The sequence below is a fragment of the Bradyrhizobium sp. SRS-191 genome, from assembly GCF_024586915.1.
In the GTDB taxonomy this organism is placed as follows: domain Bacteria; phylum Pseudomonadota; class Alphaproteobacteria; order Rhizobiales; family Xanthobacteraceae; genus Bradyrhizobium.
This window is the reverse complement of record NZ_JANBVS010000013.1, coordinates 1-15,727: the sequence shown is the minus strand read 5'-3', so window position 1 is coordinate 15,727 and position 15,727 is coordinate 1. Positions and strand designations below refer to the sequence as shown.

The 15,727-nt window shown below is 64.9% G+C and carries 16 protein-coding genes, 1 tRNA gene and 1 pseudogene; 13 read left to right on the top strand and 5 right to left on the bottom strand.

The features are described from left to right. Window positions 1–2: 2 nt before the first annotated feature. A complete protein-coding gene (locus NLR35_RS22375) occupies window positions 3–1,172 on the bottom strand; it encodes an ROK family transcriptional regulator (RefSeq protein ID WP_257168698.1) in 1,170 nt (389 codons plus the stop codon). Between the two features lie 150 nt (window positions 1,173–1,322). Here NLR35_RS22375 and NLR35_RS22370 point away from each other — a divergent pair, with 150 nt between their 5' ends. After that, window positions 1,323–1,838 carry a cupin domain-containing protein gene (locus NLR35_RS22370; protein WP_257168697.1) on the top strand — a complete coding sequence of 172 codons (516 nt, stop codon included), beginning with the start codon at window positions 1,323–1,325 and terminating at the stop codon, window positions 1,836–1,838. Here the strand turns inward: NLR35_RS22370 and NLR35_RS22365 are convergent, their stop codons facing one another. Next, window positions 1,839–2,180: a helix-turn-helix transcriptional regulator gene (locus NLR35_RS22365; protein WP_257168696.1), complete on the bottom strand. Its 342-nt coding sequence runs from the start codon at window positions 2,178–2,180 to the stop codon at window positions 1,839–1,841. Between NLR35_RS22365 and NLR35_RS22360 the strand changes: the two genes are divergently transcribed. From NLR35_RS22360 to NLR35_RS22350, 3 genes are read left to right on the top strand one after another with little or no spacing between them, the layout of a single operon-like run. Further along, window positions 2,074–2,688: a YeeE/YedE family protein gene (locus tag NLR35_RS22360; protein ID WP_306577688.1), complete on the top strand. Its 615-nt coding sequence runs from the start codon at window positions 2,074–2,076 to the stop codon at window positions 2,686–2,688. The genes NLR35_RS22365 and NLR35_RS22360 overlap by 107 nt on opposite strands. 7 nt (window positions 2,689–2,695) lie before the next feature. Beyond that, complete coding sequence (locus NLR35_RS22355; RefSeq protein ID WP_257168695.1) at window positions 2,696–3,148, top strand: DUF6691 family protein; 453 nt, start codon at window positions 2,696–2,698, stop codon at window positions 3,146–3,148. Between the two features lie 43 nt (window positions 3,149–3,191). Then, a complete protein-coding gene (locus tag NLR35_RS22350) occupies window positions 3,192–4,085 on the top strand; it encodes an MBL fold metallo-hydrolase (RefSeq protein WP_257168694.1) in 894 nt (297 codons plus the stop codon). A 122-nt stretch (window positions 4,086–4,207) separates the two neighbouring features. On the opposite strand, the gene NLR35_RS22345 is transcribed toward NLR35_RS22350, so the two are convergent. Further along, window positions 4,208–4,735 carry a Dps family protein gene (locus tag NLR35_RS22345; protein WP_006610477.1) on the bottom strand — a complete coding sequence of 176 codons (528 nt, stop codon included), beginning with the start codon at window positions 4,733–4,735 and terminating at the stop codon, window positions 4,208–4,210. Between the two features lie 108 nt (window positions 4,736–4,843). Between NLR35_RS22345 and NLR35_RS22340 the strand changes: the two genes are divergently transcribed. The 5 genes from NLR35_RS22340 (at window position 4,844) to NLR35_RS22320 (ending at window position 10,832) form a co-directional block, all read left to right on the top strand. Continuing rightward, complete coding sequence (locus NLR35_RS22340) at window positions 4,844–5,548, top strand: class I SAM-dependent methyltransferase (protein WP_257168693.1); 705 nt, start codon at window positions 4,844–4,846, stop codon at window positions 5,546–5,548. A 107-nt stretch (window positions 5,549–5,655) separates the two neighbouring features. Beyond that, window positions 5,656–5,732 (top strand) — tRNA-OTHER (locus NLR35_RS22335). 246 nt (window positions 5,733–5,978) lie between these two features. Continuing rightward, window positions 5,979–9,443: a carbamoyl-phosphate synthase large subunit gene (gene carB, locus NLR35_RS22330; RefSeq protein WP_257168692.1), complete on the top strand. Its 3,465-nt coding sequence runs from the start codon at window positions 5,979–5,981 to the stop codon at window positions 9,441–9,443. Window positions 9,444–9,673: 230 nt separating this feature from the next. Next, window positions 9,674–10,150: a transcription elongation factor GreA gene (gene greA / locus NLR35_RS22325; protein WP_257168691.1), complete on the top strand. Its 477-nt coding sequence runs from the start codon at window positions 9,674–9,676 to the stop codon at window positions 10,148–10,150. A gap of 277 nt (window positions 10,151–10,427) precedes the next feature. Next, window positions 10,428–10,832, top strand: coding sequence for a DoxX family protein (locus tag NLR35_RS22320; protein WP_257168690.1), 405 nt, complete (start codon window positions 10,428–10,430; stop codon window positions 10,830–10,832). Window positions 10,833–10,962: 130 nt separating this feature from the next. Here NLR35_RS22320 and NLR35_RS22315 read toward each other — a convergent pair whose 3' ends face one another. Then, window positions 10,963–11,442, bottom strand: a complete 480-nt coding sequence (locus NLR35_RS22315) for an Lrp/AsnC family transcriptional regulator (RefSeq protein WP_257168689.1) — start codon at window positions 11,440–11,442, stop codon at window positions 10,963–10,965. 282 nt (window positions 11,443–11,724) lie between these two features. Between NLR35_RS22315 and trxB the strand changes: the two genes are divergently transcribed. The 4 genes from trxB to NLR35_RS22295 all read left to right on the top strand — a co-directional run bounded on the left by trxB (window position 11,725) and on the right by NLR35_RS22295 (window position 15,345). Next, entirely contained in the window at window positions 11,725–12,690 is a 966-nt protein-coding gene (trxB, locus tag NLR35_RS22310) for a thioredoxin-disulfide reductase (protein WP_257168688.1), read from the top strand. 7 nt (window positions 12,691–12,697) lie between these two features. Next, entirely contained in the window at window positions 12,698–13,621 is a 924-nt protein-coding gene (locus NLR35_RS22305; protein WP_006610484.1) for a LysR family transcriptional regulator, read from the top strand. 454 nt (window positions 13,622–14,075) lie between these two features. Continuing rightward, window positions 14,076–14,999, top strand: coding sequence for a 4-hydroxy-tetrahydrodipicolinate synthase (gene dapA / locus NLR35_RS22300; RefSeq protein ID WP_257168687.1), 924 nt, complete (start codon window positions 14,076–14,078; stop codon window positions 14,997–14,999). 211 nt (window positions 15,000–15,210) lie between these two features. Further along, complete coding sequence (locus NLR35_RS22295; RefSeq protein ID WP_257168686.1) at window positions 15,211–15,345, top strand: hypothetical protein; 135 nt, start codon at window positions 15,211–15,213, stop codon at window positions 15,343–15,345. Window positions 15,346–15,421: 76 nt separating this feature from the next. On the opposite strand, the pseudogene NLR35_RS22290 reads toward NLR35_RS22295, so the two are convergent. Next, a pseudogene (locus NLR35_RS22290) lies at window positions 15,422–15,727 on the bottom strand (ParA family protein); the annotation flags it as partial.

Genomic DNA, 15,727 nt, shown 5'->3' with positions numbered 1-15,727 from the left:
TGTCAATTCGAGATCAATTGCTGTCGCTGCTTGCGACGCGCGCCGCTGCGGCGAATGAACGAGAAAGCGGCGAGCGCCAGTCCGGAGACCGGCTCGCGCCCGAGGCTTGCCGTAGAGAAAGTGAGCGCAATGCCCTGCAGGCCGCCGAGGCGCGATGCGCCGATGGCGTCCAGGACCACGGCGCGATCCTCCGCGGGCAGAGCCCCCGGCCATCCGGCGATCACGACATTGCGCTGGCGGTTGAGATTGAGCGCGTTGCCGATCGCGAGGCCGAGCAGGCCCAACCGCGCCTTGATCTCTGCCCGGGCCGCCGCCGGGATGTTGTAATCGTCCGGCCAGCGATCGCCGCGGCCGATCAGATCGCCTTCCTGCACCTCAAGAATGTCAGCGAGCGCAACGGTCGACACATAGGGCTCGAGGCAGCCTCCATGACCGCAGCGACAGCAGCGGCCGCCGCGTTCGATCACGACGTGGCCGATCTCGCAGGTCTCGACATCGCCGCTTTCGGCGAGTTCGTCGACGATCGCGGCGCCAACGCCATGGCCGACGAACACGAAGAAATACGAGCCGCCGAGCACACCGGTTCCCATCTGCAGACGATGCGCGACGGCGCGGGCAACCATCGAATTGGTCAAGCGCGCCGGCGTCTCCGGAAGCTCACGCTGCAGGACGTTGGCGAGCGCATCGGCATCGAGCGGCACGATCGGGCTGGCACGCAGATCCGGATCGTATCCCGGGATCGAGACAGCCAGCTGCTCCAGCACGAGACCGCGCGGCGTGGCCCAGGCCGCGAGCTCGCGAACCGCCTGCGTCACCGTCGCTGTGACGGCGGCGGCGCCGAGACCGTCAGGCAGGTCGTAGCGCTCCGAATACAGCGTGTCGCCGGCCAGCGTGCCGACGGCGGCGTAGAGCCGGTTGTTGGAGACCTCGATCGCGGCAACCGAGATGCCGCTGCTCAAGGCGACGAACAGGCTGGGTCCGCCGCGATAAGGCGCCGCGCGCCGGGTCTCCTGGATGACCCCCTCGGTCTTCAGATCGCTGATGATGCGGGAGATGCTGGCCTCGGTCAGCGCGACGCCCTGCGCCAGATCCGGCCGGAACGAGCCGCCGGTGCACCAGAGGTAACCCAGGATTGCAGATCTCGTATCGTGCCGACTACGGACGAGCCGCACACGGTCCTCCCGATTTCATTCTTACTTATTGTAACGCTAGCCAGCTCGGCAAGTGGTGTCAATCCGACCGGCGTGCGGCCGATATGGCTTGCCGGAACGTTGATGACGCCGATCGTGTTGATGTCGGGAGAGGTCCGATGGGGAGCACGAATGACATCGACAGGCGCAGAGGGCAGCGAGCCGATCAGCATCGTGTTTGCCGATGACGGCCTCGTGCCGAACAATCCGATGCCGTTCCTGGTCTACAAGTCGGCCATCACTCTCGATCGCGACGACCCCGCAACAACCATCGAGGGGGTCTTCGACATGTGGCGCAACGGCGTCTACGACTATCTGCACTATCACGCGACGGTGCATGAGGCGCTCGGCGTCGCCAGCGGCACCGCGCGGGTGCGCTTCGGCGGCGACCAAGGACAGGAGTTCGAGCTCGAACCAGGCGACGTGGCCATCCTGCCCGCCGGCACCGGCCATCAATGCCTCTCAGCCAGCGCGGATTTCTGCATCGTCGGTGCCTACCCGCCAGGACCGAAGATGCAGGTCACCCGGCCGACCCCGGAGAACCATGCGCGGGCCATGAAGACGATTCCGGAGGTCCCGTTGCCGGCGACCGATCCGGTGCATGGCGCAGACGGTCCGCTCACGCGCTTGTGGCATCGCGCGCGCTGATCAGGCGCAATACAGCCGATACAGTGTCTGCAGGACCTCGCGGACCTCGTCGCTCGCCAGGCTATAATAGATCGTCTGGCCGTCACGCCTGGTAGCCACCAGATCTAGCGCGCGCATCATGGCAAGATGCTGCGACAGCGCCGTCTGGCGCAGGCCCACCTGCTCGGCGAGCTCGCCCACCGAACGCTCCCCCTCGATCAGATTGCAGAGCACCATGAGCCGCTTCGGGTTCGCCATGGCCGACAGCAGGCGCGCCGCCTCCTCCGCCTTGTCTTCCAGACCCTCGGCGACCGAGGGAACCACCAAGCGAGCCTTGGCCTTGCGTGCAACCCGCGCTGTCATGATTGTTACTTCTCTGATTTCGCATATAAGCAATAATGCATATGACTATGGATTGCAACGCACACAGACTGCCGAGGGCCGCAGCGATATGATCAGTGAACCATTCTCGACCGCGCTCGCGGGCGGCGCCTTGATCGGGATCGCCGCCGTCCTGATGATGGGCCTGACCGGCCGGATCGCCGGGGTCAGCGGCATTGCCGCCCGGCTGCTGCCGCCTTGGGACCGCACGCTCGCCGGCCGGCTCGCCTTCATCGCCGGCCTCGTCGCCGCGGCTCTGATGGTGCGGCTCGCGACCCGAGACCTGCCGCCGCTCGTCCTCCAGGTCGGCCCGACGGCGCTCGTGCTGGCGGGATTGCTGGTCGGCTTCGGCGCGGTCTGGGGCAATGGCTGCACCTCGGGCCACGGCGTCTGCGGCATCGCCAGCCTGTCGCCGCGCTCCCTCCTGGCCACCCTGGTGTTCATGGCGACCGCGGTCGCGACCACGTTCATCGTCCGGCATGTGATGTGAGGCCGACATGATCATCCTGATCCAGTTCGTCATCGGCGTCGTGTTTGGGCTCGGGCTGCTGCTGTCCGGCATGTCCAATCCGGAGAAGGTGCTGAGCTTTCTCGATCTCGCCGCGATCCGCTCCGGCGGCTGGGACCCCAGCCTCCTCCTCGTGATGGCGGGTGCTGTCGGCACGGCCTTCATCGGCTTCCGGCTCGTCTTCCGACGGCAACGCCCGGTGCTCCACGACCGCTTCCATCTGCCGCACGCGCAGACATTGGATTGGCGAATCGCAACGGGACCGGCCATTTTCGGCATCGGCTGGGGCCTTGCCGGCATCTGTCCCGGCCCTGCTTTCGTCGCGCTGGGCTACGGCTCGCCTGGGATCGTCCTGTTCGTGATCGCCATGATGGCCGGGATGGCCGCAGCGCGCGTCCTGGCGAACCGCCAACCGGCGCTCGGCGTTGCGCTTTCGGAATGAACAAGTCGGAATGAACAAGACACACGCTTCGGCGGAGGTTCACATGTCCAGCATCCCGCATCCGGTCGATCTGTCAGTGAAGCCCGACATCACGCCGTTCTTCGATCCGGCGACCAACACGGTGAGCTATGTGGTCAAGGACCCCTGCTCGCCCGCCTGCGCCGTCATCGATTCCGTGATGGACATCGATTACGCATCCGGCCGCATCGCGCCTGTCTCGGCCGACAAGATCATTCGCCTGATCCAGGACAATGGATGGCGGCTGGAATGGCTGATCGAAACCCATGTCCATGCCGATCATCTGTCGGCGGCGCCCTACATCCAGTCCAAGCTGGGCGGCAAGATCGGCATCGGCGCCAACATCCGCGTCGTGCAGGAGACCTTCGGCAAGATCTTCAACGAGGGCACCGAGTTTCGCCGCGACGGCAGCCAATTCGATCGCTTGTTCCAGGATGGCGACACCTACCAGATCGGCGGCATGACGGGGTTTGCCATGCATACGCCGGGGCACACGCCCGCCTGCATGACTCACGTCATCGGTGATGCCGCTTTCGTCGGGGACACGTTGTTCATGCCCGATGGCGGCTCGGCGCGGGCCGATTTTCCGGGCGGGGATGCCCGCACGCTGTATCGCTCGATCCGCCGGGTCCTGGAGCTGCCTGACGCGACGCGGCTGTTCATGTGTCACGATTACGGTCCGAACGGCCGCGACATTCGTTGGGAAACGACCGTGGCCGAGCAGCGCGCGCACAATATTCACGTGCGTGACGGCATCACCGAGGATGAGTTCGTCGCCGCCCGCGAGGCGCGCGACCGCACGCTGGACATGCCCAAGCTGATCATTCCCTCGCTGCAGGTGAACATGAAGGCAGGACAATTGCCGAGTGCGGACGAGACCGGGCGCCGTTTCCTGAAGGTGCCGCTCAACGCGCTCTGACGACGATGCTCGAGGGCCTGTGGATGTCCGGCTCGCGCCCCTGAGCCGGGTACGACGCAAAAAATCAGGGACGCGCGACTTCACCGTAGCGCGCCCCCGAGATCACGTCGCAGCCGATCAGATCACGCCGCGTTGCTGCCTTCCTGGCGGCTGGCCTCGAACAGGAACCAGGTGCGCCGCTCGGTCTCGTCGATGAAGTTTTCGAGCAGGCCTGCGGTGGCCGGATCGTCATTGTCGTCGCACACCTCATGCGCCTTCCGCATCGCGGCCGCGATGTGCTTGTTGTCCTCCATCAACTCCCGCAGCATCTCGCGCGGCGGAACATACTCTTCGTTGTTGTCCTTGATCGTCTGCAGCTTACTGATCTGGCTGATCGATTTGATTGTGGTGCCGCCGAGCTTGCGCACCCGCTCGGCCAATTGGTCCGTGGTGGCGAAGATCGCATCCGACTGCTCGTCCAGCATCTCGTGATAGTCATGAAAATGCCGGCCGCTGACGTGCCAATGGAAATTCTTGGTCTTCAGATACAGCGCAAAGGCATCCGCCAGCAGCGTGTTGAGCGCCGTGGAGATCTTGTTCACGGCGTCCGGAGACAGATCGGTCGGGGTATCGAGGTCGGGGGCGGTCTTGTCGGTCTTTGCTTTACTCACGGCCTAACCTTCCTGTTAGAAGCAGCGATGGACACGGGTAATCGGACCCGTTAACGCTCGCTGACCCCTCCAGTTCCGATCAAGGAACCGTGTTTGCCGGAACCCGCTATGGACGATTGGATCGATTATTACGATTCCACGCACACGATCTATGCGAGCAAGCTGCACCGCGACCTGCACTTCGAGGGGATCGCGCGCGACATCGTGGGCTACATTCGCTCGCCCGATGCCGTGGTGCTCGACTATTCCTGCGGTGAGGCCCTGTCGGCCGGCAAGGTCGCCGACGCCTGCATGACCCTGATCCTGGCCGAGCCGGCGCCCGGCGTGCGCGGACGGCTCATCGCGCGCTTCGCGCCCAACACCAAGATCCGCGTCCGCTCGCTCGACGAGCTGCGCAACATGCAGGAGGCCTCGATCGATCTCGTCGTCATGAACTCGGTGGCGCAGTACATGAGCGCGACCGATTTCGACGCGGCGCTGGGCGTCATCCGCCGGCTGCTCAAGCCGTCCGGGCAATTCGTGCTGGGCGACATCCTGCGCCCCGACGTCGGCATGCCCCGCGACGTCCTGGCTCTGTTGATGTTTGCCGCCCGCGACGGCTTCCTCAAGGATGCGCTGGTCGGCCTGGTCGCCACCGCCCTGTCCGATTACCGGCAGCTGCGGACCAGGATCGGCCTCCAGCGGTACACCGAGGCCGATATCCTTGCCCGCCTGAAGAAAGCCGGGTTCAACGCGGACCGCGCGCCCAAGAACATCGGTCACAATCCCTGGCGCATGACCTTCGTGGCGCGGCCGGCCACGGGAACCGTCTGACCGCCAGCGCCCCGCCCCACCGCCGCGTCGGCCGCATCCGGCAACGGAATTAGGGTTAACTGAAACACGTGCTGGATCACGGGCCCGTGAGAGGTAAGATCGTTCTCGGCCCGGTGGCGGAAGCTACGACGCGAAGAGCGGTGCAACGCTCTTGAACCTGGTTCAAGTCCAGGCCGGGCCTCCAGCCTTCGCTGCTCTCGCAGCTTCCGTTCGGCGAGCCAGCGGTCACGGGGCCGCCCGTTTGCCAGTCCGGCCAATTTGGCCGTTGATTTCGGCCCAAAACCCTTTTCGCTCAGAGGAAACTGGTCTAAAGACCGCTCGCGCGCGAGCACTGGTCGCGCCTTGGCCTTCCCATGGCCTTCGGGGACGCGCGGCACGCGCGCCCTTTTTTTGTGCCCAAATCTCTGCCGTTTCTTGCCCGTGAGCTTGAATGCCGAAACGAACCGACATCTCGACCATCCTGATCATTGGCGCCGGTCCGATCGTGATCGGCCAGGCCTGCGAATTCGATTATTCGGGCACGCAGGCGGTGAAGGCGCTCAAGGAGGAGGGCTATCGCGTCGTCCTCGTCAATTCCAATCCGGCCACGATCATGACCGATCCGGAATTGGCCGACGCGACCTATATCGAGCCGATCACGCCCGAGATCGTCGCCAAGATCATCGAGAAGGAACGCAACGTCATTCCCGGCGGCTTCGCGCTACTGCCGACGATGGGCGGCCAGACCGCGCTGAACTGCGCGCTGTCGCTGCGCCGGCAGGGCACGCTGGAGAAGTTCGACGTCGAAATGATCGGCGCCACCGCTGACGCGATCGACAAGGCCGAGGACCGCCAGCTGTTCCGCAACGCCATGGAGAAGATCGGGCTGCAGACGCCGAAGTCGCGGCTCGCCAACGCCTCCGCGCTGAAGAAGCAGTATCGCGACAAATATCTCGCCGAGCGCGAGAAGCTCACCGGCGCCGAGCGCGACGAGCTCGACCGGCAGTGGACGCTCGGCGAAAACGACCGCCGCAAGCGCTACCAGGAATATGCCCTCGGCGAGGCGCTCATGGCGCTGTCCGAGATCGGCCTGCCCGCGATCATCCGTCCGTCCTTCACCATGGGCGGCACCGGCGGCGGCATCGCCTACAACAAGGAAGAGTTCCTCGATATCATCGAGCGCGGTCTCGATGCCTCCCCCACCAACGAAGTGCTGATCGAAGAATCGGTGCTCGGGTGGAAGGAGTACGAGATGGAGGTCGTCCGCGACAAGAAGGACAACTGCATCATCGTCTGCTCGATCGAGAACCTCGATCCGATGGGCGTGCACACCGGCGACTCCATCACCGTCGCGCCGGCGCTGACCTTGACCGACAAGGAATACCAGATCATGCGCGACGCCTCGCTGGCGGTGCTGCGCGAGATCGGCGTCGAGACCGGTGGCTCCAACGTGCAGTTCGGCGTCAACCCGGCCGATGGCCGCATGGTCGTGATCGAGATGAACCCGCGCGTGTCGCGTTCCTCGGCATTGGCGTCGAAGGCCACGGGCTTTCCGATCGCCAAGGTCGCGGCCAAGCTCGCGGTCGGTTACACGCTCGACGAGATCGCCAACGACATCACCGGCGGCGCGACCCCGGCGTCGTTCGAGCCGACCATCGACTACGTTGTCACCAAGATTCCCCGTTTTGCCTTCGAGAAATTCCCGGGCGCCTCGACCACGCTGACGACGTCGATGAAGTCGGTCGGCGAGGTCATGGCGATCGGCCGCACCTTCCAGGAGAGCCTGCAGAAGGCGCTGCGCGGCCTCGAGACCGGGCTCACCGGCCTCGACGAGATCGACATCGAAGGGCTCGGCCGCGGCGACGACAAGAACGCGATCCGCGCCGCCCTGGGCACGCCGACGCCGAACCGCATCCTGCAGGTGGCGCAGGCGATGCGCCTCGGCTGGTCCGATGAGGAGATCTTCAACTCCTGCAAGATCGATCCGTGGTTCCTGGCGCAGATGCGCGGCATCGTCGAGATGGAGGACAAGGTCCGCCGTCACGGCCTGCCGCCGAACGCGCAGGGCATGCGTACGCTGAAGGGGATGGGCTTCTCCGACGCCCGGCTCGCCGTGCTCGCCAACACCACCGAGGCAGAGGTCGCCGCCAAGCGGCACGCGCTCGACGTCCGTCCTGTGTTCAAGCGCATCGACACCTGCGCGGCCGAGTTCGCCTCGCCCACTGCCTACATGTATTCGAGCTACGAGACGCTGTTCGCCGGCCACCTCGCCGACGAGAGCGCGCCGTCGGACAAGAAGAAGGTCATCATTCTCGGTGGCGGTCCGAATCGCATCGGCCAGGGCATCGAGTTCGACTATTGCTGCTGTCATGCCTGTTTCGCGCTGGCCGATGCCGGCTACGAGACCATCATGGTCAATTGCAATCCGGAGACGGTGTCGACCGACTACGACACCGCAGACCGGCTGTATTTCGAGCCGCTGACGGCCGAGGACGTGCTCGAGATCATCGCGACCGAACGCAAGAACGGCACGCTGCATGGCGTGATCGTGCAGTTCGGCGGCCAGACACCGCTGAAGTTGGCGCGCGCGCTCGAAGACGCCGACGTGCCGATCCTCGGCACCTCGCCGGAGGCGATCGACCTTGCCGAGGACCGCGACCGCTTCAAGCGCGTCCTCGACAAGCTGCATCTGAAGCAGCCGAAGAACGGTATCGCCTATTCGGTCGAGCAGGCGCGCCTGGTCGCGGCCGATCTCGGCCTGCCGCTGGTGGTGCGCCCGTCCTACGTGCTCGGTGGCCGCGCGATGCAGATCATCCGCGAGGACAACCAGCTCAGCGACTACCTGCTCGGCACCCTGCCCGAGCTGGTGCCGGCCGACGTCAAGGCGCGCTATCCCAACGACAAGACCGGCCAGATCAACACGGTGCTCGGCAAGAACCCGCTGCTGTTCGACCGCTATCTGTCCGATGCCACCGAGGTCGACGTCGACTGCCTCTGCGACGGCAAGGACACGTTCGTGGTCGGCATCATGGAGCACATCGAGGAAGCCGGCATTCATTCGGGCGACTCCGCCTGCTCGCTGCCGCCGCATTCGCTCGACGACGCCATGATCGGCGAGCTGGAGCGGCAGACCCGCGAGCTGGCGCTCGGCCTCGACGTCGTCGGCCTGATGAACGTGCAGTATGCGATCAAGGACGGCACGATCTACGTGCTCGAGGTCAACCCGCGCGCCTCGCGCACGGTGCCCTTCGTCGCCAAGGTCGTCGGCACGCCGGTCGCCAAGATCGCGGCGCGAATCATGGCGGGTGAGAAGCTCGCGGATTTCGGCCTCAAGAAGCGCGCGCCCAAGCATGTCGGCGTCAAGGAATCGGTCTTCCCGTTCGCCCGCTTCCCCGGCGTCGACACGGTGTTGGGCCCGGAGATGCGCTCGACCGGCGAGGTGATGGGCATCGACCGCTCCTTTGCGGTGGCGTTCGCCAAGAGCCAGCTCGGCGGCGGCACGCGCGTGCCGCGCAAGGGCACGGTGTTCGTCTCGGTGCGCGAGAGTGACAAGGGCCGGATCACCGAGGTCGTGCGCATGCTGCACGAGCATGGCTTCAAGGTCGTCGCCACCTCGGGCACCCAGCGCTTCCTGGTCGATCAGGGCGTCCCGACCGAGAAGATCAACAAGGTGCTGGAAGGACGGCCGCACATCGTGGACGCCATCACCAATGGCGATATCCAGCTGGTCTTCAATACCACCGAAGGCCCGCAGGCCCTAGCCGACAGCCGCTCGCTGCGGCGCGCTGCCCTCTTGCATAAAGTGCCGTATTACACCACTCTTTCGGGTGCCGTGGCGGCTGCGCAAGGCATCCGTGCCTATCTCGGGGGAGACCTTGAGGTCCGCACCTTGCAGAGTTACTTTTCCGAAAACTAATCGCGTGGCGCGGGCGAGAGCCCGCTAAGCGATTGGCAACAATCGGCAATAAAGCCTCTCCGCAGGAACTCGCCGCCCCGTTCGATGTTGGTCCGGCCTTTGACGGGGCGGACTGACGGGACTTTCCGGCTTTGGCTTTCGGGCTTTGCTTTGAGCCGCAAAGGCCTATTCTGATTCTGAAGATGCTGATCGTGCGCGCCGTTGCCCGCACGGCTGAAGGACGAGAAGAGATGGTGGAAAAGGTTCCGATGACCGCGGGTGGCTATGCCGCACTGGAGGTCGAGCTGAAGCAGCGCCAGTCGGTGGACCGCCCGCGCATCATCGAGCACATCGCCGAAGCGCGCTCGCATGGCGATCTCTCGGAGAATGCGGAGTATCACGCCGCCAAGGAAGAGCAGTCGCACAACGAGGGCCGCATCGCCGAGCTCGAGGACAAGCTGGCGCGCGCCGACATCATCGACGTGGCCAAGCTCTCCGGCGACACGATCAAGTTCGGCGCGACCGTGACCCTGATCGACGAGGACACCGAGAAGAAGACGGTCTGGCAGATCGTCGGCGAAGTCGAGGCCGACGCCAAGAAGGGCAAGATCTCGATCACCTCGCCGCTGGCGCGCGCGCTGATCGGCAAGAAGATGGGGACCACCGTCGAGGTGATGGCGCCTGGCGGCGCCAAGTCCTACGAGATCGAGAAGGTCGAGTGGCGCTGACGTCGGTCGCCCTCACCAGGATCTGAACCAAACAAGGGCTGCGCGAAGGCGCAGCCCTTTCTCGTTTTGCGGGTCTCGTTCAACAGGAGGGCGGCGCGCCGGCCTCACTCCCCGCCCTATGCCGTCCAGCAGCACACGGTCAATTCATCGGGACCGGAAGAGACGCGGCGGTGACGGGGTTTACGTAATGAGCTAGTGCAGGAAGGGCGAACGGTGCCGCTCGGACCGGTGCGGCGCTCGTGACATCATGATAGCTTTGATTGGGGGATGATCAGACATGGAGCAGATGCTCTCGAAATGGCAACCGGCTGTGCTCAGCCTGTTTCGCTTCGTCACCGGCCTTTTGCTGTTTCAGTACGGCGTGGCGAAGATCTTCAAGTTTCCGGTGATCCCGTATTTCGCCAACATCCCGCCGCTGATCTACGCGGCCGGCATGATCGAGCTCGTGCTCGGCGCCCTGCTGATGGTCGGCCTGCTCACGCGCCCGGTCGCGTTCATCCTCTCCGGCCAGATGGCGTTCGCGTATTTCCTCGGCCACATGTTCAAGACCGGCGAGCCGGTGTGGTTGCCGCTGTTGAACAACGGCACCGCGGCGATCGCCTTCTGCTTCTCGTGTCTGTATCTGGCGACGGCCGGCGGCGGCCCGATCAGCCTCGACGCGCTGCTGCGCAAGAAGAGCTGAGCTCGCTCTCTCTCGATTGTCATTCCGGGGCGATGCGCAGCATCGAACCCGGAATCCAGAGCTTACAGACGCCATCTCGAAATTCCGGGTTCAGCCCCTTTCGGGGCTGCCCTGGAATGACGCCTGGGGCTTAGGTCCGTCCCTTGACCTCGAGCGGCACCGCCGCCTCGTATTTCGAATTGTGCAGCACCAGTGAGGTGCGCACGTTGCGCACGTGAGGCGCTGCCGTCAGGTGCGTGACGAACTCCTGGAACGTCGCCATGTCAGGCGCCACGCATTTCAGGATGAAATCCACCTCGCCGGACAGCATCCAGCACTCCCGCACCAGCGGCTCCGCGCGGACGAACTCCTCGAACGCCTTCAGGTCCGAATCCGCCTGGCTCGACAGATGCACCGCGGCAAACACGGTGACATCGAAGCCGAGCTTGCGCGGATCGAGCAGGCCTCGATAGCCGGTGATGTAGCCCTCTTCCTCCAGCGTCCTGACCCGCCGCAGGCAGGGTGGCGGCGAGATGCCGACCCGCTTGGCCAATTCCACATTGGTAATCCTGCCGTCGGCCTGAATTTCGCTCAGGATTTTGAGATCGATGTCGTCGAGATTCTTGGTCACGGGGGATTGGGGGCTGGCGGGAACAGGCGGGAGGCGGGCCCCCGGGCGGAAGGCAATCTCTTAGCGCAAGCCGATCAATTTGCGCAATTTTATTACTCTAGATTTCCCCTGTTGACCGGCTCGTGAAGGGAAAATTCGCCGAGATGCGTTGCAATTCTTGCATAGCTTGCCAGATGGCTTAGACTTGGATTTGACATTTTCGATGGGGCTTCGGGGCGTTTCTCCTACGCAATCCGCTCGCTGCGTCGTCAATCTACCCCTTTCCAGCGAGTTCTCGTCGTCATGCAAGCTCCGATCCATGCCAAAGTCGTCATCATCGGTTCCGGCCCAGCCGGCTATACCGCGGCGATCTACGCGGCACGGGCCATGCTTGAGCCGGTGCTGATCCAAGGCATTCAGCCGGGCGGCCAGCTCACCATCACGACGGACGTCGAGAATTACCCAGGCTTCGCCGACGTCATCCAGGGCCCCTGGCTGATGGAGCAGATGGAGAAGCAGGCCACTCACGTCGGCGCCCAGATCAGGACCGATCTGGTCACCAAGCTCGAGCTCGGCCAGCGTCCGTTCCGCCTGACCTGCGATTCCGGCGACGTCTATCTCGCCGAAACCGTCATCCTGGCGACCGGCGCTCAGGCGCGCTGGCTCGGGCTGCCGTCGGAGGAGACGTTCAAGGGCTTCGGCGTCTCGGCCTGCGCGACCTGCGACGGCTTCTTCTATCGCGGCAAGGAGGTCATCGTCGTCGGTGGCGGCAACACCGCCGTCGAGGAAGCGCTGTTCCTGACCAATTTCGCCTCCACCGTCACAGTCGTGCACCGGCGCGATCATTTCCGCGCCGAGCGCATCCTGCAGGAGCGGCTGTTCAAGCATCCCAAGATCAAGGTGGTGTGGGACAGCGCGCTCGACGAGATCTGCGGCGCGAGCTCGCCTTCGAAGGTGACTCACGTCCGGCTCAAGAACGTGAAGACCGGCGCCGTCACCGAGCTGCCCGCCGATGGCGTGTTCGTCGCGATCGGCCATGCGCCGGCGACGGAGCTCGTCGCGGGCCAGCTGAAGCTGAAGCCGTCCGGCTATGTCGAGGTGGTGCCCGGCTCGACCGCGACCTCCGTGCCCGGCGTGTTCGCGGCCGGCGACGTCGCCGACGAAACCTATCGGCAGGCGATCACCGCCGCCGGCATGGGCTGCATGGCGGCCCTCGAGGCTGAACGCTTCCTCGCCCACACCGCGAGCGAACGCGCCGCTGCAGAATGAACTGACGATGCCACGATCACGGGATGGATTTACGGATATGGATTGGGACAAACTGAAGGTGTTTCACGCAGCGGCGGAAGCTGGCAGCTTCACGCATGCCGGGGAGCAGCTCGGGCTGTCGCAATCGGCAGTGTCGCGCCAGGTGAGTGCGCTCGAACAGGAGCTGGCGGTCTCGCTGTTTCATCGCCACGCCCGCGGCCTGATCCTCACCGAGCAGGGCGACCTGCTGTTCCGCACGGCGCACGACGTCTTCATGCAATTGCAGGCCGCGCGCGCCAAGCTGACCGACAGCCGCGAACGTCCCAGCGGCGACCTGAAGATCACCACGACTCCGGGCGTCGGCATCAACTGGCTGATCCCGCGGCTCGGCGAGTTCACCGCGATGTATCCGGAGATCCGGATCTCGCTGATCGTCACCGACGAAGAGCTCGATCTGTCGATGCGCGAGGCCGACGTCGCGATCCGCACGCGCAAGCCGACCCAGCCTGACCTGATCCAGCGCAAGCTGTTCGCGATCAGCTTCCACGCTTATTGCTCGCCGGAATATGTGAAGCGCTTCGGCACGCCGCGCACCCTCGACGAGCTCGACGATCACCGCATCATCATGCTGGCCGACGGCCAGGTCGCGCCGCATCTGCAGAACCGCAGCTGGCTGGTCGATGCCGGCCGCAACGGCTCCGGTCCGCGCGAGGCGTATTTCCGCGTCAACAACATCCTCGGCCTGGTGCGCGCCTGCCAGCAAGGGCTCGGCATCGCCGCGCTGCCCGACTATCTGGTCGAAGAGAACAGCCGGCTCGTGCAGCTGTTTGGTGAATCGGACTCGATCCAGCTCGACACCTACTTCGTCTACCCTGAGGAATTGAAGACGGTCGCGCGCGTCCAAGTGTTCCGTGACTTTGTCGTGAGCAAAGCGCAGCGCTGGCCGGCTTGAGATTGTGCATGTCTGACATGCGGTGCACCTGCTTGCTGCAGGGCCGCATCGAGGACCATAGTGTTGGTGTGCTGAGCGTTGGCGCTGCGCATTGTCCCCCTCCTCCAGTGGCGCAAGCGCTCGGAATCCTTCTTGGAAGGTGATTGTGTCGGCCTCATTGGCCATACCTCCAGCCGGGCTCATTGGGCCCGGCTATTTTTTTGCGCATGGATTTTTCCGCACGGGGCATCATCACGCCCGCGTGACGTTGACAGCGCGTCGCCATCAGCGCATGTAGATCGCATGTCCACGTCGCACGCCAAGCTGTCGTCGAAAAAAGGTCCCCAGCCGGGGACCTGTGGACGCGCGCGCTAGAATCTTTCCAAGTTCACCGCCGCATCACCAGCCCCGCCGCAAGGACGGGGCTTTTTTCTGTGTCCCGTCTCCGGCCTCAACACCCCCAAGGAGATGGACCATGACGCCCCTTCGAACGCGACTGCACGGACTATGGCTGCCGCTGATCACGCCGTTTCGCGACGGCGCGCTGGATGAAGCATCCTTGCGCAATCTCGTCCGGCATTATGCCGCCAAGCCGGTCGATGGCTTCGTGCTCGGCGCGACCTCAGGCGAGGGGCTGGCGCTGTCGTGGGACGAGCGCGCGCGCCTCGTCGGCGCCGTCCGCGACGAACTCGCGGCGCTCGGTCGCACACTGCCGATCTGTCTCGGCATCGGCGGCGTGGCGACATCAGACCTCATCGAGGCGCTCGATCGAACGGCGTCATGGCCGATCGACTTCTATCTGATCTCGAGCCCGCCTTACGTGCGTCCCTCGCAACGCGGGCTGCTGGCGCACTTCACCGCTTTGGCTGAGCGCACGGCGCATCCGATCGTGCTCTACAACATCCCCTATCGCTCGGCTGTCGGCGTCGACAACGAGACGCTGCTGCGGCTCGCGGAGCATCCGGCCATCGCAGGGCTCAAGGATTGCTGCGCCAACCGCATGCAGACGCGCGATCTGATTGCGCGCCGGCCACAGGGCTTCCGTATCCTCACGGGCGAGGATGCCCAGAGCTTCGACGCGCTGCAGGCCGGCGCCGACGGCGCCATCCTGCTCTCGGCGCATCTGGAGACCGAGACGTTTGCGGCCATGCTCGATCACGCGAGGGCCGGCCGGACCGACGCCGCGGCGGCGTGCTGGGCGCAGGTCGAGGATCTCACGCGCCTGCTGTTCACCGAGCCGAGCCCGGCGCCGGCGAAGTACTGGCTGGCGCGGACCGGCATCATCGCCAGCGCCGAGGTGCGGCTGCCGATGGTGGAGGTCAGCGCCGAGCTCGCCGCACGGCTGGATCAGGAAATCGACCGCCGCAGCACAGCCGCGACACGGAGCCGCGTCGCCTGAGCCCGGCCGGGCGCAATCACCGGCTCTGCCTCGATCGTCCGGCGATTGATGTCAAGTCGGCCGCCCCGGCCTTTGGACGCCGCGCCGAGCGCGGCGGCCGTTGGTTAATCGCGGCTAACAAACGCGGTCAAATGCGCCGAGCGCGGCAACCAGCTCTTTAAAGACATTCCGCTATGGATGTTGAAAACCTCAAAACGAGCGCGGGGGCGTCGTGGCTTTTCAGGATCATCCATTCCCTGAGCATCAGGGATTCAGCACCGAGGATATCGTGTGGGCGGTCGGGATCTGGTCGGTGATCCTGACGCTGACGCCGGCGATCGCGTTCTATCTGCTGATGGTCGCCTGACCTCGCCTCTCAACCTCGCCTCTCAAGCAAAAAACGCGCGGCGGCCCCGCGCGTCCCTGATTCACATCGGCTGCTATCACGCCGCCTGCTTGTGCATCGCGCCGTTGGCCGACACCGTGCCGCGGATCGCCCTCACCGAGCGCTCGATCGCAGCCCAGAGACGCGCGATCTCGGCCGCCGCGCGGCCTTCCGCATAATATTCGCGCACGCCTTCGCCCTGCCCCAGCGCCATCAGGAGATCGGCGCGGTTGGTGATCTGACCGCCCCACACCGGCGCCTTGAACTTGGCGAGCGCCTCGCGCGCGATCGTCACGATCGGGCTCTCGGCATCGTCGCGGCGGGCCGGCGCGCCGTTGAGCACGACCGCGTAGGGCTTGCGCGC